At 54.0% G+C, this 25,381-nt stretch carries 18 protein-coding genes and 1 tRNA gene; 6 read left to right on the top strand and 13 right to left on the bottom strand.

What is annotated here, in order from left to right:
* Window positions 1-65: 65 nt before the first annotated feature.
* The 9 genes from purB to FH603_RS06120 all read right to left on the bottom strand — a co-directional run bounded on the left by purB (window position 66) and on the right by FH603_RS06120 (window position 14,120).
* The gene (purB, locus tag FH603_RS06160; protein ID WP_186736595.1) at window positions 66-1,406 is read right to left on the bottom strand and encodes an adenylosuccinate lyase; all 1,341 of its coding nucleotides are present in this window, start codon (window positions 1,404-1,406) and stop codon (window positions 66-68) included.
* A gap of 96 nt (window positions 1,407-1,502) precedes the next feature.
* Window positions 1,503-2,876, bottom strand: coding sequence for a DUF1207 domain-containing protein (locus FH603_RS06155; protein WP_186736594.1), 1,374 nt, complete (start codon window positions 2,874-2,876; stop codon window positions 1,503-1,505).
* A gap of 62 nt (window positions 2,877-2,938) precedes the next feature.
* Window positions 2,939-4,300: a dipeptidase gene (locus tag FH603_RS06150; protein WP_186736593.1), complete on the bottom strand. Its 1,362-nt coding sequence runs from the start codon at window positions 4,298-4,300 to the stop codon at window positions 2,939-2,941.
* 95 nt (window positions 4,301-4,395) lie between these two features.
* On the bottom strand, window positions 4,396-5,055 hold the full coding sequence (gene plsY, locus FH603_RS06145) for a glycerol-3-phosphate 1-O-acyltransferase PlsY (RefSeq protein WP_186736592.1): 660 nt from the start codon (window positions 5,053-5,055) through the stop codon (window positions 4,396-4,398).
* A 161-nt stretch (window positions 5,056-5,216) separates the two neighbouring features.
* Window positions 5,217-6,497: a M16 family metallopeptidase gene (locus tag FH603_RS06140; protein WP_186736591.1), complete on the bottom strand. Its 1,281-nt coding sequence runs from the start codon at window positions 6,495-6,497 to the stop codon at window positions 5,217-5,219.
* A gap of 93 nt (window positions 6,498-6,590) precedes the next feature.
* Entirely contained in the window at window positions 6,591-7,793 is a 1,203-nt protein-coding gene (porV, locus tag FH603_RS06135; RefSeq protein ID WP_186736590.1) for a type IX secretion system outer membrane channel protein PorV, read from the bottom strand.
* Window positions 7,794-7,908: 115 nt separating this feature from the next.
* Window positions 7,909-11,367: a type IX secretion system sortase PorU gene (gene porU, locus FH603_RS06130; RefSeq protein WP_186736589.1), complete on the bottom strand. Its 3,459-nt coding sequence runs from the start codon at window positions 11,365-11,367 to the stop codon at window positions 7,909-7,911.
* Entirely contained in the window at window positions 11,367-11,993 is a 627-nt protein-coding gene (locus FH603_RS06125; protein ID WP_186736588.1) for a SprT-like domain-containing protein, read from the bottom strand. The genes porU and FH603_RS06125 overlap by 1 nt, the downstream gene beginning before the upstream one ends.
* A 78-nt stretch (window positions 11,994-12,071) precedes the next feature.
* Window positions 12,072-14,120, bottom strand: a complete 2,049-nt coding sequence (locus tag FH603_RS06120; protein ID WP_186736587.1) for an OPT family oligopeptide transporter — start codon at window positions 14,118-14,120, stop codon at window positions 12,072-12,074.
* A 107-nt stretch (window positions 14,121-14,227) separates the two neighbouring features.
* Here FH603_RS06120 and FH603_RS06115 point away from each other — a divergent pair.
* A tRNA-Gly gene (locus FH603_RS06115) sits at window positions 14,228-14,303 on the top strand.
* A gap of 326 nt (window positions 14,304-14,629) precedes the next feature.
* Here the strand turns inward: FH603_RS06115 and FH603_RS06110 are convergent.
* The 3 genes from FH603_RS06110 to FH603_RS06100 form a co-directional block, all read right to left on the bottom strand.
* A complete protein-coding gene (locus FH603_RS06110) occupies window positions 14,630-15,001 on the bottom strand; it encodes a TerC family protein (RefSeq protein WP_186736586.1) in 372 nt (123 codons plus the stop codon).
* Window positions 15,002-15,250: 249 nt separating this feature from the next.
* The gene (locus FH603_RS06105; RefSeq protein ID WP_186736585.1) at window positions 15,251-15,475 is read right to left on the bottom strand and encodes a hypothetical protein; all 225 of its coding nucleotides are present in this window, start codon (window positions 15,473-15,475) and stop codon (window positions 15,251-15,253) included.
* Window positions 15,476-15,519: 44 nt separating this feature from the next.
* Window positions 15,520-17,025: a choice-of-anchor I family protein gene (locus FH603_RS06100; RefSeq protein WP_186736584.1), complete on the bottom strand. Its 1,506-nt coding sequence runs from the start codon at window positions 17,023-17,025 to the stop codon at window positions 15,520-15,522.
* A 305-nt stretch (window positions 17,026-17,330) separates the two neighbouring features.
* Here FH603_RS06100 and FH603_RS06095 point away from each other — a divergent pair, with 305 nt between their 5' ends.
* The 5 genes from FH603_RS06095 (at window position 17,331) to FH603_RS06075 (ending at window position 22,437) form a co-directional block, all read left to right on the top strand.
* Window positions 17,331-17,543 (top strand): hypothetical protein, encoded by a 213-nt coding sequence (locus FH603_RS06095; RefSeq protein ID WP_186736583.1) that lies wholly within the window; start codon window positions 17,331-17,333, stop codon window positions 17,541-17,543.
* A 101-nt stretch (window positions 17,544-17,644) separates the two neighbouring features.
* On the top strand, window positions 17,645-17,791 hold the full coding sequence (locus FH603_RS06090; protein WP_186736582.1) for a hypothetical protein: 147 nt from the start codon (window positions 17,645-17,647) through the stop codon (window positions 17,789-17,791).
* 80 nt (window positions 17,792-17,871) lie between these two features.
* Entirely contained in the window at window positions 17,872-18,843 is a 972-nt protein-coding gene (locus FH603_RS06085) for a Na/Pi cotransporter family protein (protein WP_186736581.1), read from the top strand.
* Window positions 18,844-19,011, top strand: coding sequence for a hypothetical protein (locus FH603_RS06080; protein ID WP_186736580.1), 168 nt, complete (start codon window positions 18,844-18,846; stop codon window positions 19,009-19,011). It abuts the gene before it with no gap.
* Between the two features lie 60 nt (window positions 19,012-19,071).
* Window positions 19,072-22,437, top strand: a complete 3,366-nt coding sequence (locus tag FH603_RS06075; RefSeq protein WP_186736579.1) for a PAS domain-containing protein — start codon at window positions 19,072-19,074, stop codon at window positions 22,435-22,437.
* Window positions 22,438-22,544: 107 nt separating this feature from the next.
* On the opposite strand, the gene FH603_RS06070 is transcribed toward FH603_RS06075, so the two are convergent.
* Complete coding sequence (locus FH603_RS06070; RefSeq protein ID WP_186736578.1) at window positions 22,545-25,220, bottom strand: S8 family peptidase; 2,676 nt, start codon at window positions 25,218-25,220, stop codon at window positions 22,545-22,547.
* Window positions 25,221-25,381 lie beyond the last annotated feature (161 nt).

Below are 25,381 nucleotides of genomic sequence, written 5' to 3'. Positions count from 1 at the left end.
TGCCTGGCTGTGTTATCGGTTTATAGTTCGTAAGCAGATAACACAGCCAGGCAGGGGCATAAAGCTTATAAACCGGTATAACTAAACGGTGTAATGGCTCTTAATTCGTCCTTTACACCATCTGATACAGCCAGTTCGTCGATGAATTGACGAATGCCATCGGCCGTAATCTTCTGATTTGTACGAGTCAGGGCTTTGAGGGCTTCATAGGGCTGTGGATACCCTTCGCGACGAAGAACGGTTTGAATACCTTCGGCAACAACAGCCCAGTTGTCTTCCAGATCAGCGTGGATAGCCGCCGGGTTCAGCTCGAGTTTGTCCAGCCCTTTCAACAACGAAGTCAACGCAATGACCGAATGGGCAAAGGGTACGCCCAGGCTCCGCAACACGGTCGAGTCGGTCAGGTCGCGCTGGAGCCGGGAGATAGGTAATTTGCCCGACAGGTGCTCGAACAGCGCGTTGGCAATACCCAGATTACCTTCCGAATTTTCAAAATCGATTGGGTTTACTTTGTGCGGCATTGCCGACGAGCCAACTTCACCTTCTTTTAATTTCTGCTTGAAGTAGTTCATCGACACATACGTCCAGATGTCGCGGTCGAGATCGATCAGTATTGTGTTCAGGCGTTTGAAGGCGTCGAGTGTAGCCGCCATCATATCGTAGTGTTCGATCTGGGTCGTAAACTGGCTGCGGACCATGCCCAGACTTTGTACGAATTTATCGCCAAAGGCCTTCCAGTCCTCATGCGGGTAGGCCACCGCATGGGCATTGAAATTACCCGTTGCCCCCCCAAACTTAGCTGCCGTTGGAATACCTGCCAGCAGCTGCAACTGTTTTTCAATCCGTTCGACGAACACACACAACTCTTTCCCCAGGCGCGTAGGCGACGCTGGCTGACCATGAGTTCGGGCCAGCATGGGAATATCGTTCCACTGTTCGGCCAGTTGCTGTAATCGTACGTACACCTTCTGGTACAAGGGTGTAATCTCGTTGGTCAGGGCTTCGTCCAGCGAGAGGGGTATGGCCGTATTATTGATATCCTGCGATGTCAGCCCAAAGTGAACGAACTCCAGGAACGGCTCAACGGGCGATCCTTTGAGTTTCTCTTTTATAAAATACTCAACCGCCTTAACGTCGTGGTTCGTCGTCTTCTCGATGTCTTTGATCCGTTGCGCATCAGCTTCAGAAAACGACTCATACAACGAGCGCAAAATTGGAAACTGCGTAGCATCGACGCTCGACAACTGCGGAACAGGCCATTCACAAAGGGCAATAAAATACTCGATCTCAATCCGAACGCGGTAGCGAATCAGTCCGAATTCAGAGAAATACGGAGCGAGAGCGTCTACTTGGCGACGGTAACGGCCGTCGACGGGCGATATCGCCGTCAGTGCTGATAAGGTCATACTGAAATTTGAAAACGCAAAGGTACACGACCAATCCTTCTGTTCAGCCGCCTGACTAAGTTCAGGCAGCGAATAGAAGGCTCAAAATGAGCACCATCAAAATGGGTTCAGGTACAGGCCAACACCAATCCACGACGTTTGCTGATTCTCGAACTGACTGTAGGGCCTGAATCCGGAATAGCCTTCGAGCATAAACGTCAGGTTATTCTGCGTCCGGCCCACCTCAACACCAATACCACCGTGAATGCCTGGGCGGAAGTCGGTTTGCTGCCAGAACTTAACGTCGAGGCCACCTACTAACCGGGCCGCTTTGTCGGATGGTTTTTTATAGTAAGCACCGAGTTGAGCACTGAGCAGCTTACGTTCTTCAGCCTTGCGCAGCACAAACCCAATACCCCCATATAGGCGCAGTGTTTGAATCATACGGCTATAGGTCACGTCCAGCAGCTCATAGTTCACGGCATTGGCCGTAGGCGCTGTAATGTTGTTACGGAAGATGTAATCATCACCCAGGTGCGACGACAGGTGATACACCCGAAACCGGTAGGTGTTGGCCCCACGCCGGACGTTATAAATAATACTTACTTTATAATCGGTGTTGAGGATGCGACGTCGTGCTTTGTCCAGGGTAGCATCACGGTAGGCCTCAAATTGGGTGAACGATGCCAGATCGAGTACCCACTCCGATGAATGTCCAGGCTGCTTCGTACGTCGGTAAAATGGTTTAGCAAACCCAAACGCGAACGGAACAATGCTGCCTTTGTACCGTTTACCCTCGGTGTTATAGACCGGCAATAGACTGCCGTAGGTCTGCGCTTCGAGCGGATCGAGCAAAATAGGGTCGAACAAGTGGCCTTTGGGCAGAAACTCACCCGTTGACCGGCTCATAGCCGGTTCAGTACCCGTTGCCGATGCAGAATCTATGGCTACAGGGCGGGGGGCACGTTCACGCTTTACCCGCTCGGGTTTGGGCTCCCGGGGTCTGGTCTCGACCGGCGCAGGTGCATCAGGAATCGGTGCCGGTGCTGACGGAGCAGGTTCAACGGTCTGCTCCTGCCTGCGTTTTTCCCGTTTCTCTTTCCGGCTCGGTTCAGGGGCCGCAGCAGGAGCCGCTGGTTGAGGAGCAGGAGTTGGGGTGGGCGCTGTGGTGGAAGGTACGGGAGCCGGTGCTTGAACGGGTGCTTCCTTTACAGATTGATCACGCTCTTTGGCCGCTTTTTTTGCCTGTCGCTGCCGTTCTTTTTCAGCTTGCTTCGCTTCGTACTCGCGTTGTTTTTGCGCCCATTCGGCACGAATCTGACGGTCGCGCTGTACCTCCCGATCTATTCTGTCTTTCTGTTTTTGTTCGGCGGGTGTCAGCGTACGCGAGGCTGGAGGGGTGGTTCTGGACGGGTTGGCCGGTGTTTGTTGGGCCAGCGTCGATGTTCCTGCTAAACCACTCAGCAAGAGAACAAACAGCAATTTCTTCATAAAGTAGAAAAGGGACTGAGTCAAAACCTCTGACTAGGCATTGGCTTCGACTCAGCGTTCATTTATTTCTTCAGGGCTGCGTAATTCTTGTAGAAATACGGAATGGTTTCAATGCCTTTGTAATAGTTAAATAAGCCATAGCTTTCGTTAGGCGAGTGGAGTGCATCGCTGTCCAGCCCAAAGCCCATCAGGATGGATTTAACCCCCAGTTCCTGCTCGAACAGGGCTACAATGGGTATACTTCCGCCACCCCGTGTTGGAATCGGCTTCTTACCCCAGGCGTCTTCAAATGCCTTACTGGCGGCTTCAAACTCGACAGAATCGACAGGCGTTACGTAGGGCAACCCACCATGATGGGGCTTTACGGTAACCGTTACGCCAGCCGGCGCTATGGATTTGAAATGATGCGTGAACAGCTCGGTAATTACATCGGGGGTTTGATTCGGCACCAGGCGCATACTGATTTTGGCCGATGCCTTCGAGGGCAACACCGTTTTAGCGCCTTCACCGGTATAGCCGCCCCAGATCCCGTTCACATCCAGTGTGGGTCGGATGGAAGTCCGCTCGTTGGTCGAGTACCCTTTTTCACCCATCACATCAGCAATACCCAGATCCTGTTTGTAGTCGTCCAGCACGAACGGTGCTTTGGCCAGTTCAGCCCGTTCGGCGTCGCTCAGGTCGGCCACGTCATCGTAGAAGCCGGGAATGGCAATGCGGCCATCGGCATCATGGAGCGATGCGATCATGCTGGCCAGTACGTTGATTGGGTTAGCAACGCCCCCGCCATAGACGCCCGAATGCAAATCGCGGTTAGGCCCGGTGACTTCGACTTCTACGTACGACAGCCCCCGCAGACCCGTTTCCAGCGACGGGGTTTCATTTGAAATAATGCTCGTGTCTGAGATCAGAATAACATCGGCACTCAGCATCTCGCGGTGTTCAGCGACAAAAATGCCAAGGTGATCGGACCCGACCTCTTCCTCGCCTTCGATCATGATCTTGACGTTACAGGGCAGACCATCGGTGGCCAGCATGGCTTCGAGCGCTTTCACATGCATGTAAAACTGCCCTTTATCGTCGCAGGCACCCCGCGCGTAAATCCGCTCGTTACGGATAGTGGGTTCAAACGGGGGCGACAGCCAGAGTTCGTAAGGGTCGGCAGGCTGCACATCGTAATGGCCATAGACCAGCACGGTAGGGCGGCTGGGGTCTACCAGTTTCTCCGCATAAACGATAGGGTGGCCAGGTGTTTCATGAAGCGCAGCCTTGTCCAGACCGGCAGCCGTTAGTTTGTCCCGGACAAATTCGGCCGCCCGCCGAATATCACCTTTAAATTTAGAATCGGCCGATACGGACGGGATACGCAGTAACTCGAGCAATTCGTCGAGAAACCGCTGTTTGTTTTCTTCGAGGTATGTAGTCATGCAGTGGGTAAAATCAGCCTCACTCATAAAAAAATTCGCCCCGAAGTTACGCACTTTCACGCAACGTCGGGGCGGACGTATACTAGGAAATCAGATTATTGAGCGTCGCGTTTTTTGCGGAGTCGAATCAGAACAGTCCGGTTTTCCTGACCACGCAACAGCCGGCCAATGTTTTTCTGATGTGTCAATACCACCAACAAAAAGACAACAAAGCCGAATACAATGAGAATAGGGCTTTCTTTTTGCCCGAAAATGCGTAGCAGCAGTAACACCGGAAAAGCCAGCGCGGCTAGTATAGATCCCAGCGATACATACTGGGATGCAATAACGACCAGCAGAAAAATACCGATGCAGACCAGTGCCATTTCAGGATGAATACCCAGCACCATTCCCAGCAGCGAAGCCACTCCCTTCCCACCCCTGAATTCAGCGAAAATGGGGTACAGGTGGCCTATAACGGCAATGAGTCCAAATATGATTTTAAACGTCAGGATTTCCGTTTCGGTGATTACGCCAGCATACCAGAGCAGCGTAGCCAGGATAGCAGCCGTGTATCCTTTTAGCACATCGACCAGCATAACCACGGTACCGGCGCGTTTTCCCAACACCCGAAATACATTCGTTGCACCGGCATTGCCGCTACCATGCTGGCGAATATCGATATTGAAAAAAGCCTGACCATACCAGACCGCTGTCGGGATAGAACCAATTAGGTAAGCTACTATACAGGTAATGCCAATAAAGAAAATATTCATCAAGAAAACTGCCTCAACAGCCGTTGTAAATAGGAAGTGTCAAACTGAAACGACGAATGAAGTGAGGAGGAACAGGGCGCAAAAGTAAGGTTTTGTTACAAATTAACCAACCATGTACTCTACCAAACCCACGGACTAAACCCACAACAGACCGTTTAGACCTACTTTCCACCAACGACTACCTCCCGCAAATCATCCTGAAGCAGGTACGTCACTGCCGTTTCCATAATATCCGCTGGCGAAACAGAACGCAGCCGCTGGATATACGTGTTCAGAAAATCGGCAGGCAAATCATCCAGCAGAATCACCTTATACCGATCAGCAATTTCGAACGGCGTATTGAGCGAACCAACGAATTCGCCAGCCATATAATTTTTCACCGTTTCCAGTTCGTCGGCCGATGCAGGCTCGGTTTGCAGGATGCGAATTTCTTTCCTGATCTCATCCAGGGTCTGCTGCGTATTTTCCTTATTGACGTCTGTACCGATGAGGAAATAACCATCGCGTCGGAACGAAGGCATATTTGACGAAATGCCATAGGTAAACCCTTTCTCTTCCCGGATATTCTTCATCAACCGGGAGCCGAAATACCCGCCGAGGATCTCATTGGTTACCAGCATTTTAAAAAAATCGGGATGCGACCGGGTAAACAACCGCCTGCCTATCCGGATGGATGATTGGGTGCTGTCAGGCTTCTCGGCCAGTACCGCTACGGCGTCATCAATGGCCTTGCTGCCGGCAAAGGCCAGCAACTGGTCGGTACGAATAGGCAGCGATCCCAACTCGCGGTTAATCAGCAGCAACTCGTTTTCGGACGCCTGCCCGGCTACGACGAGTTGAAACGGACGATTCCGGATGGCTCGCTCGTAAAAATCGACAACGCCCTCGCGCGTCAGTTGCTCGATGGCATCGGGCCGCTGGCTCCGGCCATAGGGATGGTCCAGGCCAAACAGCTTTTCGCGAAACAGCACGCCCGCCAGATAAGCGTTTTTCTCGTAGTTGACGCGTAGGTTCTGGAGCGTGATGTTGCGCAGGTCATCGAGTTCTTTCTGGGGGAAGGTAGGTTCGGTGAGGAGTTCACGGAGGAGCGGCAGGACGTTCGGCAAAAATTTCGTGAGGCAGTAGATCACCATACTGGCCCGGTCGGGACCGCTATTCAGTTCCAGGAACGCTCCATAGCGGTCGAAATATTCGCTGATCTGAGCCGATGAGCGGGTCGTTGTGCCTTCAGCCAGCATCTTGACCGCAAAGAACGCCGTACCCGGTGTCTGCTCATACCAGGTACCGGCATCGAATACACATTCCAGCCGCAATACGGGCTGCTGATCGACTGCAATGAGGTGCAATAAGATACCATTGTCCAGTTTATGCTGCTGAACGGTGGGAAGTTGTATTTCCTGAATAGCCTGAAATGCGGGCGACTGTGTTCTATCGAGAGTCATTGGTGCTGAAATGAATAAAATAAAATGGCATTCCGACTAGAAATGCCATTCGTAAAAACAATGAGTGGGGTGCGGAAAATTAACCGTCACATCTTAGTTATCGGTGTCGCCGGAAACGTCCTCTTCTCTAAACAAATTGTTAGCGCCATTCAGATTAAGTATTAACGAAATCCGGAATGTCTGCGAAAGGGGGCTACCCTGTTGCACCGGTAACAGGTAAGAGAAGTCAACGCCAAACCGATCCTGCAGGCGCAGGCCAAGTCCTGTAGTGACGTACTTACGACCCCCTTTGAGATTTGATTCGCCGAAGTAACCGGCCCGTACCGCAAACTGTTGGTTGTACCAGTACTCGATACCTGTCGACAGGGTGAACTCACGAATTTCTTCGCCGAACCCGCCTGGCGCATCGGCAAACGACCCAAATACCGAACTGAAATAATTTTTTCCGGCGTTCAGGTTGACTTGTGCGCCATTCACATTCTGTATGTTCGGGGTCGGTACCATCAGTTTATTGACGTCGACCACAAAGTTGAACTTGTTATACTGATCGGCAAACAACGTAACGGCCGTTCCCAGACGCAGGTTTGTTGGAATAAAATACCGTTCGGTACCGCCATAATTGATTCGGCCACCGAGGTTGGAAATCATCCCGCCAAACGCCCAGCCCAGCCCTTTACCCGACGCATTGTCGCGGACTTCGTTGCGGTAGAAGGCGCTGATATCGGCCGCAGCCGTAGCCCCTGGTTTCAGGCCGGGCGTGCTACTACCCGACGCCAGGTTTGAATTGAGGTATTTAAGATCGACGCCAAGCGAGAAATTCCGCGAGAGCCGCTGCGCAAACGTGGCCGTAATGGCATATTCGCGGGAGTTGAATGTACCGGCGGCTACGCCCGTTGCCGTTGTGAAGTTGACCGTTCCCAGGTCGAAATACATCAGCGACCCACCCACAACCGAGTTTTTGCCAACTTTGGAATACCCACTCAGATAAGTGTAATACATATCACCGATCAACTCTCGCAACCAGGGCGTATAAGAGATCGATGCGCCTTTGTCCTGCTTGGCAAATACCAGCTTCGACGGATTCCAGAAGATGGCGTTCGCGTCGGCATCGCCTAAGGCTACCCCTGCTTCACCCAGCGCACCGGAACGGGCATCAGGCGTGAAATTCAGGAATGGAACAGACGACGTTGGGACGTTGAGTGTCTGGCCTGTCAGTGCGGTAAAGGACTGGGCGGAAACAAGGAGTGGAAGAAAACTGCAAACGCCGAGAAGAACACGGAAAAAATTGTGCTTCATACAAAAAGTGTTGGTCAGCAACAGAAACTGATGGTGGTAAGTTTGCAGTCCTGCGCGGTCAAAATTACAAGGAAACGTTGGATAAGAAAAAAGTAGGTCAATATAACCCGGCAAATCATTTAGTTAGTAACAAACGGCCGCTTCCATTGGCAACCGATCCATCAGCCGCCGAACGGACCTGCAACCGCAGGATATACAATCCATTTGGCATCAGTTGGCCGGCGTTGGCACGGCCATCCCAGGTTCCCATGTTCAGTGTAGCCGGGCAATCGGTACACTGGCCGGTTTGCTCATTCAACAACCGACCGTTCAGATCGTAGATGCTCACGGTCCAGTCGAGTGGCTCACCGGCCCGATCGAGTTCTGCCATCAGCGTACCCTCTGTCCGAATAGGGTTTGGGCTGGTGCCAAACGACCGAATTGTCAAGCCCGGGCGTTCGGAAACTACTATGCTCAACGCACCCTCTACTGAATTATTGTTTATGTCCCAGGCCTTCGCCCGCACCCGGTAAGTGCCCGGAGCTATGTCAGCAAAGGTGTAAATAACCTCTCCCTGCCGCCCTTCTGCACCATTGGCGACATACATATCATTGAGTATGACGGGGCGCTGGTCGCCGAACTGGGCCGTCAACTCGTGGCCCAAACCCGACCGGGCGATATTGATACCCCGGTTGTCGCTCAGGTTTAGTCGTAGTTTCACATCGGGTCCGGTTACCCGAATTACGTCGCCCTGGGTAGTCCCCCCCACAACCGACAGGGCCATAACCGGCGGCTGGTTGTCAACACTATCGATTGGAACACTGCCACCAACCCGCAGACTGTCGTAACTACCAACCGCATCGAGCAAACTATCGGCGCGTAAGGCGTAAGCATATATTTTTGCCTTTCCTACGGTATAATCAATGTCTTTGGGCATGGTGAAACGAATCCTGAATCGCCCTTGCTGCACAGACACCTGGCCCGCAAAAATAGTATTCGTATACGCCTGATAGCTCATTTTGGGACTGTCGGCCCCAGCGCCCAGGGTCGCTTGTGAGGTTGCTTTATCATACAGTGTCAGCCGGAGAGTACCCGAGAAATCGGGCAGACGCTGGCCCTGCTGCTGAATTTCGCCGGCCAGTTCTACCGTCTGCAATCCCCGTATCGTATCGAGCCGGCTAGCCGTAACAGCCTGCCCGTTAATGCCGGTAACCACGACCTGCGCTTTGGGGTAAGCCAACTGCATGGATGGATCGCCCAGGAGCGCAAAGTTTCGATTGAGCGGTCCGCTCACGCTGTTATTTTTAGTGAGACGCATTACATCGCCCAGACGGGGCATCTGCCCATCGATGGGCGCGAATACGGCTTTGTAAAACGCATCGTTCAGCAGCAGATTGGTGTTGGCATAGACCGGACGCGTCGTTGTCAGCAAACCAATAGCGCCACCTGTCCGGCTCAGGAGCAACAGCTCGGCACCCGATGTGGTGGCGGGATCGTCGTAGCGACCAAACTGACAGGTGGCGGTTACGAACAGCGGCAACCGCCGGTTATCCCACGAACGGATATCTGCCAACGTTACGATCTGCTCATCGGCCAAACTCAGCACACCACCGTGTCCGCTATAATTGATGATGAGCCGCCCGTCGGCCACAGCCCGGTTGATCCGCTGATTGACGAGGGGGGCCTTCTGACCGCCGGATGAAATCTCCTGCGGGAACGCACCCAGATACACCCGTTCAGGGCGGTAGGCTGGTGCCCGGTTTTCCATACTGACAGCCAGCTGCTCGGCATCGCGCTGATGGGTATTGTAATCGCCATCATCGGCGACGAGCATCACTTTGGTTTGCCAGTCGCCGGTTAACGACGGGTCGGACGTGTAGCGAATCAGCTTGTCGACTACCGTCCGGGCCTCGTCGGGGGAGGTTACGGGCAATCGACCAATGCCAATTTCCATAAGGTGGTTATCCGGTCCTGTTTCGGCCCACTCGCCCTCAGCAGCATCCATGAACCCATAATAATCGTCTGATGAATAGCTGAGAACGGGGTGTAATGATTCGCGGCTTTCGTAGACCGGCACCATGTTGGCCGCCTGCGCCGGACTAAGCTGCCCGGACAGATTGCGGTAATCGAATGTCGCATCGCCAAACAGCAGCACATACCGAAGTTGATTGGGCTGCTTCCGGTAGAAATACCGAATGGCATCCCGGATAGCCGTTGGATCGGGCTGACCGGAGCCAAACTCGTTATAGACCTGCGTGGTCGTTACAATCAGGGTAGCCAGTTTATCATGCTCGCGCCGGAAAGCAGCTAACCGTTCTGCCTGCCCAAGCCAGGCAACCGGCGTTACGATCAGCAGCGCTGGCGTAGCCTGACTGTGTATGTCCTGGTTGCCAACCTTCATGAGCGATATCGGCGCAAGCAACCGGGTATCGGCAAACAGAAAGTAATCACCTGACCGGGCACTATTCCAGGCAGCCTCCTGAGCAGCCGACCGGGTATAGGTCTGTTCAACAGGTGCCAGCGGATCGGTCACGTCCCAGACGCGCAGACTGGCCGCTGCCTGACGAACGGCAACCTGACCGGGTTCCAACCGGCGAACCCACGTAGGCTGATCGTACTGCCGCAGTTCGCGCCGGGCCTCAACCGCCAGGAAGTTGAGATACGCCTGAGCCGACCGCTGACCGCCGTTCCGAAACGTCAACGCCAGCCGAAGCGTGCTTTCAGACGTTGCTGGTTTTACCGAGAATGTATCCGTCCGGTTTACACCCTGGTAGTCATATTCATAGCCGGATATGGTTTGCATAGGTAACGAGCCCGCCACCTGACCGTTCACCTGGAGTCGAAACTCTGTTGGCACCTGCGCGCCAGCCATAGCCGATGCGGTAACCCGGATGGGTCTGTTGGCTACCAGACCAGCCATGTCGAAAGAAACGGTTTGGGTGGTGTCGAGGGTCATGTACTCGCCTAACCATTCCCGGCCCGAATGAACACCTGCTAGTTTCTGACTGTCTTTTTCGTGAAACTGATACGCATCGAATGTGGTAACCGTGGGGACGGACGTCAGGTTACCGGCCGACCGGATGCTGATCCGTCTGCCCACCGACGTACCTATGGTGACAAAATAAAAGGTCGTATCGGTATATGGGTTGATCTGGTGGGTATAGCGCCCAGCCACAGAGTCGTAGCGAACGACGTGCGGGCTTTGTCCGAAAAAAAGAAGCGCGTCCCCGGCATCGAAACGGCCGTCGGCTTCTCCCGTCACCTGAATCGCGTTCTCGATCAGGTCAGCGGGGCGGGGTATGGCATTGGATTGAGGGAGTGGTGCACCGCCGTTGCCGTAAAGCCGGATTCGGCGCGGATCAGCCGTGGCAAAAGCTGGGTCAAGCCGGGTAAGGGCGGCCTGGTCAAGCCGGTATACACCCGATTCTGTTACGCCAATTTTCACCCAAATGCCCTGCTGAAGCACTGATTGCGCATTGGAGCAGTAAGGCATCAGGCTACACGCATACGGAAGCAGAAGCACGATGAACCACCGAAACCAGGTAGGCCTCCCCCTGGTTTGCCGATCCTCTCCTGCTCGTTGTTGCGTATTCATTATAGAGTAGCTGCTTGTTCCCGGATATCGACCAGCGCGTGCGCCAGAATGGCATAGGATCGGCCCGAAGCCACTTCTTTACAAACGACGCGGGTTCGGCGTAGCGTACCGCGCACATACGTCTTTTTTGAAAACTGAAACGATTGGCCTTCCGGTACATCCCGCAACAGAACCTTCCCTTCAGTTTGGGAATCGGCTACGGGCGCGTTGGTTTGCCGCAGCGCCAGCATCAGCGCCGGACTGGCCGATGTCGTTGCAGCGGGTCTGCTCATGTAACTCCGTAACGGCTCCAGAACGGGTGCCGGGAACACAGCTTCGGTCAGTAAGGGCTGCATAAGTCGCTGAAATGCCGTTTGCCACGCCCGTCCATGCGGTTTTCCACGTCGGCGCTGCTCCTTATGGACAGCCGCATGGGCAACTTCATGGACGTAAGTAATCAAAAAAGCATGTGGATTCAGGTCGGCGTTAACGGTGATGAACGTTTGCCCCTGTGGAATTACCCGGAAATCGCCCAGCCGTGTCCGGCGCGGCTTGACCACCCGGAAGGTGAATCCATACTGTTGCCAGAGATTTCGGCCATACTCGGCCGATGCTGCCGGTAGGTATGTATCGAATAGATCGGTCAAAATAACGCTATGTATCTTCTTGAAAAGACAGATAAATATACGGCTTTGTTCCGGGCAAACCGCGACTAAGGGCCAGGCTTATCGTTTTGTTGCCACCCGCCACAGCAGGCTCGCCAGACCAACGAATGCCAGCGCCCCGAGCAGCATGTAGCCATCTGTGCCTAACGCACTGGCCAGGACGGGCTCCAGCGTAATCGACGTCAGGGCGTTGTATATGCTGTCGTTTACCGATAGCAAAGCCACCGCCACGCCTGCCAGCGCCCCACCTGCTACCAAACCTGTAGCGAAAAGATTTCCCTTGCCCAGGTCGGCATCCTCTTCGACGGTACCGCGCCGTTTGGCGTTGTAGTCGACGATGTACTTGACCAGACCACCGCCAAAAATAGGCAGCGTCGTCGACAGGGGCAGGTACAATCCCACGGCGAAAGCCAGCGCGCTCACACCAACCAGTTCGAAGACAAAAGCGATGAAAGCCCCTACCAGTACAAACTGCCAGTCGAGGTTGAACGACAGTAGTCCCTTGATGAGGGTAGCCATGAGCGTACCCTGCGGAGCCGGAAACTTATCGGACCCGATGGCGTGGGTAATTCCCTGCGCCAGCAGATCGGGGGTGGGCGTATCCAGCACCTTCACCGTTGCTCCAACCACCAGCGACGACACGATGACCCCGATAAAAAGCGCCATTTGCTGGTATTTGGGCGTAGCGCCAATGAGGTAGCCCGTTTTCAGATCCTGTGACGTAGCACCGGCATTGGCCGCAGCCACACAAATCATACTACCCACCACCAGCACCGCCGGTTCGTACACCTTACCCGTTAGCCCGAACGCAATGAAAACGAGGGATGTACCCATGATCGTAGCAATCGTCATGCCCGATACCGGCGACGACGACGACCCGATCAGTCCAACGATACGGCTGGCAACGGTCACGAAAAAGAACCCGAATACGATTACCAGAACAGCAATCAGCAGCTTCGTCAAAATCGAGTCGCCCGGAATCTGCGGTAACAGCACCATAAGACCCACCAATACGGCGCTGCCAATAACCACGATCCTGACCGAAAGGTCCTGCTCGGTACGGGGAACGCTGGTGCCTGTAGCCTGGCTTTTCGTTGCACCGCCACTGCCCGAAAAACTTTGTTTGAACGAGGATACAATGGTCGGGATAGTCTTGATCAGTGTCATGAACCCGCCCGCCGTAACCGCTCCCGCCCCGATCTGCCGGATATAAGCGCGGTAAATAGCCGCTGCCGTATCGGCGAAGGTGTGGGTCGCGGGGTTCCAGCCGCCGGGCCCGCCCGCCGTTTGCAGACTGTCGAGGTAGCCGAGCTTCTGAAGCTGGAGTGCAATCGTATCGCCCGGCACCACCGATGCCAGCAGCGGAATCAGCCCCAGCCACGCCAGGATACCGCCCCCTACCAACACCGCCGATATCCGAAATCCGATGATGTAGCCCACACCCAGGTATTCAGGCGTAATCTCGCCCGACACCTGCGCCGAGGGAAAATAGCGGTTCGTTTGTTTCGTGGCCCAGACGGGTACTTCAGCAATAACATGCAGCACCTTTTGCAGCAGCGCATAGAGTAAAGCGATGCCCAGGCCCTGGTAGGCCGTTTTGGCGAAGTCTCCGCCCCGCTCACCGGCAATCAGCACCGATGCGCAGGCTGTTCCTTCGGGATAGGGCAGGGTTTCGTGCTCCTGTACAATGAGCGACCGGCGCAGCGGTATCATCATCAGCGTTCCCACCAGCCCACCCAGAATGGCCAGCGTCAGGATCGTCCAGTAGTTGAAGAAGTCAGCGCTCACGCTATCGGTCAGAAACAGAAACCCCGGCATCGTGAAGACCACACCCGAAGCAATGCTCTCCCCTGCTGAGCCGGTGGTTTGGATAATGTTGTTTTCAAGGATCGTTGTGTTCAGAAACCGGCGTCCCAGCGAGATAGCCAGCACCGCAATGGGAATCGACGCCGACACCGACAGGCCTGCTTTCAGGGATAGGTAAACGGTTGCGGCACCAAACAGGACGCCAAATACGGCGCCGGTGATAATGGCTTTGAGAGTGAATTCTGCCGGTGAATCGGTAGCAGAAACGAAGGGCTTATGGACAGGCGTAGCGTTCGGCAGCATGTTGACGTAATTTGGCCCAAAAGAAAGGAAAAATCGGCATCTACCGACAAGGCTTGACAATGTGGGTAGTTTTGCCTTATGTTTGTTCTACCAAGACCACAAAAAAAGCGGGAGTAGCTCAGTTGGTAGAGCGGCAGCTTCCCAAGCTGCAGGCCGTGGGTTCGAACCCCATTTCCCGCTCCATGATTCCGTGTTCACCGTCAGGCACTTGCGATATCTTTCGCGAGTGCCTTTCTTGTTTTAGGCGGGAGCGGTTGAAACCCTGGTTGAAACATTTGATTCAATGCTTCCCCATTTTTTCATTAAATTCTTCCCAAATCAATGCTACCCATCTTAAGTATAAGGTTAATAGATGTCAGCTCTGGCTTAGTGTAGATCTTGATAATTAATCATCGTTAGCAAATGTGTATACTCGTCCAGGCAACAATTGGCCGTCATGGGATAACTCGCACACAGCTACCTCATAACGGCCAATTCCTTAGCACACCTGATCAATTAGCTTATATCTGTTAAAGACTGGTAGCTTTCTTGCCAACTCGCTTAGTTAACAGTTGGCGAAACATAGGCCACAAGAACATCAGCAGTATTAAAAATGAAAAAGCCATGTCCGTTTCATGGCTCTCTGAAATAGTTTTGAACACGGTTTCTGGTAGCCCGTCCATAACTCCTGTTACCGTCATTTTAACGCCAAGCAAGCATACGACCCATAGTGCAATTCGGCTTACGGATGGATATTTCTCCAGTAGTTTCGAGAAAATTGATGAGGCAAATCGCATGCCTAACATGCCAACCATTGTACCAAAAGCAGCTATCCAGAAACCTGAATGTTGCACCAATACAGCCATGTCCTGTCCAATTGTCGAAAGACTAGGTTTAAGCACTGGCAGGAAACGCCTGACTCGCCGAACTATCTGCTTTTCAAAACAGTCCGCCGTGGCGGTCGATTGCGGTTCATGACACGATAATCAGCCTATTTATCAATCAGTTCTTCTTCGCCGATAAACGCAGTTAAGCCACTACCACAAACGCCAGCTACCACCGACAGAGCCGCTGGTCTTCCGCTATTCACAGAAGCAACTTTATGAGCGCAGCCACGTCGGAGAAGGTTTCTACTAACCCTGACTTACCCGCTATGACGAGACCAGCTGGTTCAGGCGTTGACCCGGGCGGCTCTTTTTAAGGGGCTTACGGCGGTTTAAATGGCGGCAGCTTAAGCAAGCCACTTTACCCCCCATGCCAACCCGGTGCTGCGTATGAAGGATACTTTTCGCCTGAGGACACTGGGAGTTGGTGTGATAGACCAGTTGCTGGAGGCAGTAGAAAGGAGCAACCTGAAAAGGAGTAGCAGAATTCATAGATCAAACAGGGCTGAAGGCAGCCAATAGGTAAACGGGTAGGGCTATAACGTATCAGGCTGATACATTCGTACAGTGCCATCTTCCTCACTGCTCACAATGAGCAGGCTGCGGCCGTTGGGACTGTGCTGCGCCGACACGAACAACACCCCCTCGGGCGCGTCTCCCGTCTTGAAGAGTTGTAAAAACCGGGGAGACTTCGGGTCGCTCACGTCATAGACCGCTACCGCATCGGCCCGCTCCATACCCACAAACGCAATGGGCTTCCCGTTGATGAGACCCACCGTGACCCCTTCGGCCTCCACGCCCTTATCATCCGACCGGTCATCGTCGTACAGGTTGGCCGCAATGACCCGCTCCTCCAGACTCTTGTCTGAATCGTAGACCCGCTCACCCGTGGCCGCCGAGTAAATACTGAAACCCCGGCCGCCAAAGCCGTAGAGCGTTTCGTAAACGCCGTTGGTGTTGCCCGCAGTTCGGGTAACGCGCAACCGACCTAAGGACGCCGTTTGTTTGAGACTGGCCGCGTTCGGAAATTTTGCAGGATCGAGCGTCAGGCTACCTACCCGAACTTGCTCGTCAAAGGCCGTGTATTCCCGGGCATCGCCCTCGTTGGCGGTAATGAGGTAGCCCCCGCCAGCCGCGGTAAAATGAGCAATGGCATCCGGCAGATAAAACGACTTGACAGGCCAGGGAGCCAGACTGATCTTCGAATCCCGGTCGCTGGGATCGATTGCATGCTGAGGCAGACTGTAGTCTTTGGTCCCCAGTGGATAAATGCGCACGATAACCCCTGCCACCAGATCGACTTCAGCAATCCCATTATTCTCCTGTAAGGTGACCCAGGCCTTTTTCGAATCGGGTGACATGGTGACGTATTCCGGTTCAATATCCTGAGCCAGACTGGCATTGGGTCCGTAGACGCGAAAGCCACCCGCGGCCAGCTGGGGCAGCGAAGCCGTAAATGACTCAAAGCTTAAGGTTCGTACGCTATATCCGTCTGTGGTATTGATGATCGACACCGAGCCAATGGGGTCCGTTGTATAAGTGGCATTGGGTTCACCTTCGTTGGCGGTCATAATGTAGGTGCCATCGGGGCTGAAGGTGACCATATCGGGCAGCGCACCTACGGTAACTTGCTGGATCAGGGCGAGGGTACTCGTGTTGAAGACCAGTACGCTGCCATTGGCCTGCTTGTTGGTAGCCTCCAGGGCAATCGCCAGTTTACCCCCGGAAACGGCCACACTATTAGCGACCCCGCCCAGGGCAGACACATTAATGGGGGCCAGCCTGGTCACGGCGGGATAGGCCGTTAAATCCAGCACGTCTACCTTCGCTGCCGACTCGTTATTGACCACGAATACGCGTTTACTAATCGGATCGTAGGCGGCAATTTCGGCCGAGGCTACCCCGCCCAAGTCGACATTGGCTATTTCCCGGAACGTCGCGGGATTTTCCTGTTGTAAGGCGGGATCCCGGTGATCAGTGATGCAGGCATTAAGCAGCAGGGGTATACCAATGGTAACCAGCAGTCCTCGGAGGTGAAGCATAGTATCGACGCAGTTTGATGGGGCAAAAATAGCCCCCTGCTCCCCGGCTATATGGCCGTTGAGGAAGGGTAATGATTATTTAACAAACTACCGGTCAGCGCCCTCAACCCTGCCTGTTAGGCGATGCTTTAGTCGAACACGCTGCCGGGCTTACATGCCCTCATCGGCTGCGAGGGACATAGTACCAAAGCAGCGCCATCCACTCTGTAAAGGCCACCTGTTAAATAATCGTTATGCTTTTAACGGAGGCCCCTGGTTGCAGCCTGTATCCCTATTTTTGTCTCCTTGCTTAACGGCTCACGGTTATGAGAAAATACCAGGGATTGATGGAATGTATGCTGTTAGGGCTCCTGATCAAGAGCTGCCTTACCAATCAGCGCAACAGTCCCGGCACCGAAAAGGCAGCCGCCTTGACGAAAACGACATCGGCCTATTGGGGCGAGTCGGCCCGCGCCAGGATTCCGCTAGGTGGGCAACCTAACCCCGGCGACGTAGCCGAGGGTGCCCTGTTCATTTAACAACGCCGTCATGGGTGCAGGCCGGGAGCAACCACGGGCCCCTGATCACCCGGTACGATTCAGATCAGCCCACCCAGCGGGCGTAGCAAAAACACCTGCGTATGTGGCGGCATTGGATGGACGAACTTCTGAATACGATTTCGGGTAACAGCCGGTATATTCATTACCCGGCCCGTATCCAGTGGCTGGCGCTGCTTGTTATCCTGAGCTTGATCAGCATTCCTATCCTCCTGTACTGGCTTACCTAAACCGGGCATTATACGTACACGCTACGAGTAACGTAAGGCGTGTAAGCCAGGCTCATCCACTCAAAACCGGATCTATTCCGATGAAGTCTTACTTACCCGTTCTATTGCCCTTACTGTCTGGTTTAGTGCTTTTTCTGTTTGCCCTCAATTACCTCTCGGAGGGGTTGAAAGCAATCTCAGGTGATAGACTGAAAGAGTGGCTGGGCCGATTTACGCGCAACGTAGTCACCGGCATTTTGACCGGGGTGGCCATCACAACCCTCCTGGATTCGTCGTCGGCGGTCATCATCATGACCATCGCCCTGGTGAACACCCGGGCCCTAAGCTTTCGGCAGGCGCTGGGTGTAGTCCTGGGTGCCAACATCGGCACCACGTTTTCCAGCCAGCTCATTGCGTTCGATATCGGTCAGTGGGCGGGCCTGCCTATGGCGGTGGGCCTTGGTCTGATGTTGCTCAGCCAACGTGACTGGGTAAGCCAGTCAGGCCAGGTCCTACTGGGGTTGGGTATGTTGTTTCTGGGTCTTTTTCTGATGGAAGAAGCGGTTGAGCCGCTCAAGCACATGCCGACCGTTAAAACCTGGATGCAGGGACTGGACAGCGCCTGGTGGGGGGCGCTCATCGGGGCCGGTGTTACGGTATTGCTGCAATCCTCATCGGCAACTGTTGGTATGGCAGTCATTTTAGAAGGCCAGCAGCTGCTGACGCTTCCGGCCGGTATTGCGCTCATGATGGGTGCCGAACTGGGCACATGCGCCGATACCCTGGTGGCATCCATTGGCCGAAGCCGGGCCGCCCTTCGTACCGGCCTGTTTCACCTGACCTTTAACCTGTTCTCGATCGTGCTGGGCCTGTTACTCATAAAGCCATTTACGGCGCTGGTACAGACTTTATCAGCAGGGGCTCCCGCGGGTCGCCAGTTGGCCAACGCGCACGTATTTTTCAATGTGATCGGCGTAGTTCTCATCGTCGGCTTTGTTCCCTTCATAGCTACCCGGCTGGAGCAGTGGCTACCCGATAATCATTCAGAAAAACCTCAGCCGGTAGCTAATTGAGTGGAACACCCTCCCCGCTGGTCAGCCAACGGCGGTAGCCTGCGTGAGCATGACACCCCCAACTCACCCGCCAGCGGCCAGGTGACACCCGATACGTTCGCAAGCTCTCTGCGGAACGAACCTGCCACTATCGGGTCACCAGATAACGTCCCACAACGCTTTTCGTAAATAGGCTGCTTATTATAGGGGTACTTTCCTTACTTTGTAGGATAAACTCAACAGAAGTGAATGAGTGTCACTACTACTCCCTCCGGTCAACATAAGGAAGTCAGCCAGCCAAACCCTTACCCGTTTCTGGTAGGCGGGGGTGAAATGGGCACCTTGACCCGGTCTTTCGACTGGTCGGCTACGGTGCTTGGCGATCCCAACACCTGGCCCCAAAGTCTGCGTACGCTGGTTGGTATGCTGCTAGCGGCTAACTCGCCCATGTTTTTATGGTGGGGCCCTGACCTGATTCAATTTTATAATGACGCCTACCGCCCCAGCCTCGGCAATCAGGGGAAACACCCAGGCGCGCTGGGTCAGTGTGGCCAGGAGTGCTGGCCCGAGATCTGGCCTGAAATAGGGCCACTCATCGATCAGGTTCTGAACGAAGGACTGTCGGTTTGCCGAGAAGATCAGCTCTTACCCATCTACCGGAATGGCCAGTTGGAAGATGTTTACTGGTCCTATGCCTATACACCTGTCCGGGATGAGTCGAACCAGGTAGCAGGCGTACTGGTAACCTGTACCGAAACGACCGTCGCCGTAGGCAAACGGCTGCAACTGGAGCAACGGGAGCATTACCTGCGGGAATTGACCGAGACTGTACCCGCTATCTTATGGGTTACCCAGTCAGATGGCCGATGTACTTACCTGAACAAGCAATGGTACAATTACACCGACCAGTCTCCTGAGACGGCAGAAGGATTTGGCTGGCTGGACGCAACACACCCGGACGACAGAGCCGAAGCAGCCAGAAAATTTCTTTACGCGCATGAGCGTCAAATCCCTTTTAATACCCATTACCGGTTGCGGGGAAAAGATGGCCAGTATCGATGGTCCATCGACAAAGGTAGCCCCCGATTTGGCCCAACGGGCCAGTACGAAGGCATGGTCGGCACGGTGGTCGATGTGCATGAACAGAAACTAGCCGAGGAAGAAACCCGTAAACTGGTAGCTGTTATTGACGCTAGTCAGGAATTTATTGGCCTGGCAAACCCCGATACGACGATTCAGTATGTCAATCCGGCCGCGCTGGCTATGCTGGGCTGGACCTCGATTACCGACAAACGGCTGGCCGATGGCATCTATCCCCCCGATTGGCCGCTGGCCCAACAGCTGCTGAAGCAGTTTATGGAGCAGGGCCATTTTTCTCAGGAGATCCGCTTCGTAAATGCCCTGACCGGTAACCCGTTTTGGTTAAACTGGAACGCGGTGGCTATCCGGGAGGCTACAACGGATGCAATCGTTGGGCTGGCAACGGTAAGTCCGAACATTGACCGGCGTAAACGTGATGAGCAGGATCTACGGGAGAGCGAGGCCAAATACCGCTCCCTTATTGAGCAGGCTCCTGTAGCAACGGGCTTATTTGTAGGTCGTGACTTACGCATCGAGCAGGCCAACGCACCCATGCTTAGAATTTGGGGAAAGGGAAACGATGTACTGGGTAAACGACTTGCCGATGCGTTACCCGAGCTAAAAGGCCAGCCGTTTCTTGAGATTCTGGAAAACCTGTTTACCACCAAAGAGCCCTTTGTGGGTAGCAGTATCCCCGCCGATATCCTGATTGACGGGCAACTGAAAACGTCTTATTTCGATTTTACGTACCAACCCCTCTTCGATGAACAGGGGCAGGTCTACGCCATTTTAGACATGGCAACCGATGTTACGGAGCAGGTGCTGGCCAGACAGAAGGGAGAAGAAAATCAGCGTCAGGTGCTGGATTCGTTCGAACAGTCGCCGGTAGGTATCACCATCATTAAAAAGCAGGATCTGACATTCCGGATGGCGAACGCCTTCTACGCGCAACTCGTAGGCCGAACCCCGGATGAGCTAATTGGGAAACCCATGCTCGAAGCTATTCCTGAACTTAAGGGGCAGGGGTTCGATGAGTTGCTCCAACAGGTCATAGACACCGGCATACCCTATGTGGCTACAGAAGTGGCGGTTGATCTTGTCCGTAATGATCAGCTGGAAACACTTTACGTCGACATGACCTACCAGCCGGAGCGCAGCACTGATCCTGCCAGTTCAGCCGGTGTTCTGGTGGTGGCGATCGATGTTACGCAGCAGGTGAGAGCGCGGAAGGCCATTGAAAGCAGCGAAGCCAAACTACGGTCTGTTATTACCACAGCCCCCGCTGCCATGGGTTTGTTTGTGGGGCGGGACCTGATCGTCGATCTACCCAACCAGACCTTTATCGATATTGTTGGCAAAGGACCGGATATTGCGGGTAAGCCCCTGCGTGAAGTGATGCCCGAACTGGAAAGCCAGCCCTTCCTGCAAATTCTGGACGAGGTCTATACATCGGGCAAAATGTATCAGAGCTTCGGTACGCAGGTCGATATTGTACAGCAGGGAGTGATGACCCATAATTTTTACAACATCACCTACACCCCGTTGCTGGATGCCGAAGGTCAGGTATACGCCATTCTCGATATTGCGATCGATGTTAGTGAGCAGGTTCTGGCGCAACAGCAGCTTACGCAAAGTGAAGAACGCTACCGGACCCTGTCGGCCGAGCTGGACCTCCAGGTGCAGCAACGAACCGCCGAACTGGAGGCCAGGAACAACGAGTTTATCATGGCCAACGAAGAGCTGGAACAGGCCAATCAAAACCTGACCCGGTCTAACAAGAACCTGGAACAGTTTGCCTACGTGGCCAGTCATGATTTGCAGGAGCCCCTGCGAAAAATTCAACAGTTTGGCGATTTGCTCAACGCGCAGTATGCGGCCTCGATCGGTGATGGGGTAGTCTATCTGGAACGGATGCAGTCGGCTGCCAGCCGGATGTCGAGGCTCATCAGAGACTTACTGAGCTTCTCCCGCATCTCTACCCAACAAGAGCTCACTCAGCTCGTTTCCCTCAACAAGGTAGTTGAACTGGTATTGAATGACCTGGAGCTGACAATCCAGGAAAGCGGGGCCGCTATTCAGGTCGACCCGTTACCCACAATACCAGGCGACAAGCTACAGCTTGGGCAGCTTTTCCAGAATCTGTTGACGAATGCACTTAAATTTCGCCGTAAAGATCCTGCGGGTAGTTACATACCTCCCCAGATCCATGTCAGCCATCAGCAAGTAACGGCCCTCGACCTGCCACCGTCGGTGAAACCCCTCCGGTCGGCTCCGGTGTATTACCGTATCGACGTGTCGGATAATGGTATCGGTTTCGCCGAGCACTATACCGACCGCATCTTTCAGGTCTTTCAGCGGCTCCATGGCCGAAATGAATTCAGCGGTACGGGCATTGGCCTCGCCATTTGCCAAAAAGTGGTAGAGAATCACAACGGAGCCCTTGTGGCTACCAGCCAGCCGGGTCAGGGAGCCACCTTCTCCATATACCTGCCGCTGCAATCCGGGCGTGATGGGGTCCTGCCTGTAGCCTCCTGACCGATACGGCCGACATCGGCGACAAAGCGTCTTTCCGGATTACCCGTCATGAAAATGCCCCAGCCATGGCCGGGGCATTTTCATGACGATAAACCTTGTTTCTCTGACTAGTTCGACTTGATCAGTTTTATCGTTTGAGTCTCCGTAGCCGTAGTAGCCCGCAGCAGCAGTGTACCAACAGACCGGCGGCCGACCTCGAACGTATGTACCTCCACAGAGCCAGCCTTATCGACACGACGCGTTTCCAGCAGTCTTCCCTGGGCATCTGTCAGATTGAGCTGCAACAGCTGCTCCCCTGCCCCCCGGACTTCAACCGATACCTGATCGTTGTTGATTGGGTTGCCCAGTACCCGTACGTCCAGTTTCGTCGATAGCTCTGCGTTTATGCCGGCGCTTAACCGAGCACTGCCGGACGTACAGGCCGCCAGCCAGTTGTAAGCAAAACTAGTTTCACTACCCGCCTGCACCGCTTTCAGGGTAATGACCGGGTTGTCGGTATACAGGTTCAGGGTGTACGGGCCGGGGCTCGTGGTGGGCAGCAATTCATTGACAACCGAAAAGCTGACAGGCTCACCACTCAGACCCGTATAGACCGGCGTAAACGTTACCGTACGCAGACCCGCCGTTACCGTCTCGCAACTTACCGTTGTAACGCCTGTGATGGCAAAGCCGCTCGGCGGAGTTGGCGTTGAGCCACCTTCACAGGCAGCCAGCCAATTATAACCGAAACTCACTTCACCCTCCGTACCCGCTTGCTGGGCCTTCAGGATTATGATCGGGTTGTCGGTATACAGGTTCAGGGTATACGGGCCGGGGCTCGTGGTGGGCAGCAACTCATTGACAACCGAAAAGCTGACGGGCTCACCGCTCAGACCCGTATAGACCGGCGTAAACGTGATCGTACGCAGACCTGCTGTTACCGTCGCGCAGCTTACCGTCGTGACGCCTGTGATGGCAAAGCCGCTCGGTGGCGTAACAGGCGTGATTGCCTGGATTGCCCGATCGGCCTGAATGAAACCATAACCGGTACCAAAGTCAAAACCAGTATCAAAACCGGCGGTCGATGGATCGTCCATATCCAGCGCCGTCTCTTCCAGCGCCGTCAGAATCGTGCTCGGGGCCAGGGCATTGTTCCCTTTTTCCTGCATCAAAGCCGCTACCGCTGCGGCATGAGGAGCAGCTGCCGACGTACCGAAAAAGTTCGGGAACGTATCTGGGTCGGACGGCGAATCGGCGATGAAGAAAGTGGTGTTTGTACCATCCACAGCGGTAATTTCGGGCTTCTGGCGAACGACAGGTTGCGAAAGGCGCTGGCCGTTTACCGAAAACAGGATGGGAGTACCACCCGCCGACGAGAATGGCTCGATGGTTGCCGTCGTCAGGTTCGCGTTGAAGGCCGGCGTGTTGAAGAAAGGAGCCGCCCCAACCGCGATACAACGACTTGAGTTCGAGTGACCCACCGACGTTGAACTTTTCGTATCGTATTCGATGGGAACCGTACTGCCAAAATTAACCCATTTAACAAGGGTAGGATCAGGACCTTCGTATTTGACCAGCACGAGTTCGATACTGGCGGTAGAACTGCCGTTGTTGGTCACCCCAATAATTTCAACCGGATCAGCGCCAATGTTGGAATCAAACGAAGACAAACCTCCCTGAAGAGAGCCATTCACATAAACCAGCAGGTCCATATCCGTTTGAGCCCCATCGCCACCACTCACCGAGAAGAACGGATCGTCCCACTGAAAACTGATAATGATTTGTCTGCCGGGACCGAGCGTGATCGACTGAAACTTGTCTCCATTACTAAAATCATGCGCTGTATACGAAGCACTCGGATCGTACTGGACGTCACTGAATGATGTACTCCTGTAGGGACTCTGGTAAGAAGAGCGCCCGGAGTTACCCGCCGAGGAGAAATAAGTGACCTGGTTGTTGTTCACCACATCATCGATTGCCTGCGCGATGGGGCCATCCTGAAAGAAAGGTTCAGCAAAATAGCTCACGTCATCGGTAATGATTTTACAACCGGCAGCGGCTAAATCGCGGATACCCTGCGCAAATTCAAGATCGCCGGTGAACGCGGTATGGAAGGCCAAAGGCGATCCGGGCGCTACATCGTGAACGAGTTCGGCCATGGCCCGCCCTTCGTCGATATTATTTGGGTCGATGAGATCCTCCAGTACCTCCACGCCCTCAGCCGGTAAATCGCCGGAAGCGATACCGGCACTGGCACCACCCAGGGAGTTATAGGAATCAGAAAGAATACCCACCTTCACCCCCGCACCCGTTACGCTGTAGGTTGTACGGGCCACGTCGGCCCGCATGGCAGCATCGCCCTGAGACGTCACTGAGCCCACGTTGTGGATTGGCCGGTAGGCAGGGCGCGCATACTTCAACGCAGCTACGTCCTTCAGCGCATTCAGTTTGTCGATTGGCAAATAACCTGATACCCGCTTCGCCGATATGATCCCATTGCGAAGCCCGAGCGCCTGTAACGATTGAAGCAACGCCTGTGGTGCCTGACCTTCGTTAACTACAGCATCGATAGCGATGGTATTTCCCGAAACCAGATACAGATTTGTCCGTTGTACTCCGCCAGATGGAGCCTGGTTAGGAATACCGTTGTTGTTAATAACATTGAGTAAGTCGGAGCTTACTTTGGCAGTCTTTGTCGCCCTTTTGATATCGGCCGGATTCTGAGCACTGCCCACCAGGGCTGAACACAGCAGTCCGAAAGCAACAATCGCCGATCGGCCATTTTTTTGTAACTTTTTTAACATAATACTAAATCAAATTCAATAAGTCGTATCTTTGGTTATGGATTACGCTACTAAAATCAGCCAGACCGTTGACGAACTGCAACAGCTTGAAAAACAGCAGACTAATGTCGCCAATCGCGATTACGTCCGCTTCATTCGTTTGCTCAAAGAGAAACAGGCTA

Source organism: Spirosoma utsteinense (genome assembly GCF_014282275.1).
Lineage (GTDB): Bacteria > Bacteroidota > Bacteroidia > Cytophagales > Spirosomataceae > Spirosoma > Spirosoma utsteinense.
This window is presented reverse-complemented; position numbering and strand designations above follow the sequence as displayed.

Bases quoted from the DNA above. Each gene is read 5' to 3' on its own strand.
- purB (WP_186736595.1), bottom strand. From the start codon at position 1,406: ATGACCTTATCAGCACTGACGGCGATATCGCCCGTCGACGGCCGTTAC.
- FH603_RS06155 (WP_186736594.1), bottom strand. From the start codon at position 2,876: ATGAAGAAATTGCTGTTTGTTCTCTTGCTGAGTGGTTTAGCAGGAACA.
- FH603_RS06150 (WP_186736593.1), bottom strand. From the start codon at position 4,300: ATGACTACATACCTCGAAGAAAACAAACAGCGGTTTCTCGACGAATTG.
- plsY (WP_186736592.1), bottom strand. From the start codon at position 5,055: ATGAATATTTTCTTTATTGGCATTACCTGTATAGTAGCTTACCTAATT.
- FH603_RS06140 (WP_186736591.1), bottom strand. From the start codon at position 6,497: ATGACTCTCGATAGAACACAGTCGCCCGCATTTCAGGCTATTCAGGAA.
- porV (WP_186736590.1), bottom strand. From the start codon at position 7,793: ATGAAGCACAATTTTTTCCGTGTTCTTCTCGGCGTTTGCAGTTTTCTT.
- porU (WP_186736589.1), bottom strand. From the start codon at position 11,367: ATGAATACGCAACAACGAGCAGGAGAGGATCGGCAAACCAGGGGGAGG.
- FH603_RS06120 (WP_186736587.1), bottom strand. From the start codon at position 14,120: ATGCTGCCGAACGCTACGCCTGTCCATAAGCCCTTCGTTTCTGCTACC.
- FH603_RS06105 (WP_186736585.1), bottom strand. From the start codon at position 15,475: ATGAATTCTGCTACTCCTTTTCAGGTTGCTCCTTTCTACTGCCTCCAG.
- FH603_RS06100 (WP_186736584.1), bottom strand. From the start codon at position 17,025: ATGCTTCACCTCCGAGGACTGCTGGTTACCATTGGTATACCCCTGCTG.
- FH603_RS06095 (WP_186736583.1), top strand. From the start codon at position 17,331: ATGAGAAAATACCAGGGATTGATGGAATGTATGCTGTTAGGGCTCCTG.
- FH603_RS06090 (WP_186736582.1), top strand. From the start codon at position 17,645: ATGTGGCGGCATTGGATGGACGAACTTCTGAATACGATTTCGGGTAAC.
- FH603_RS06085 (WP_186736581.1), top strand. From the start codon at position 17,872: ATGAAGTCTTACTTACCCGTTCTATTGCCCTTACTGTCTGGTTTAGTG.
- FH603_RS06075 (WP_186736579.1), top strand. From the start codon at position 19,072: ATGAGTGTCACTACTACTCCCTCCGGTCAACATAAGGAAGTCAGCCAG.
- FH603_RS06070 (WP_186736578.1), bottom strand. From the start codon at position 25,220: ATGTTAAAAAAGTTACAAAAAAATGGCCGATCGGCGATTGTTGCTTTC.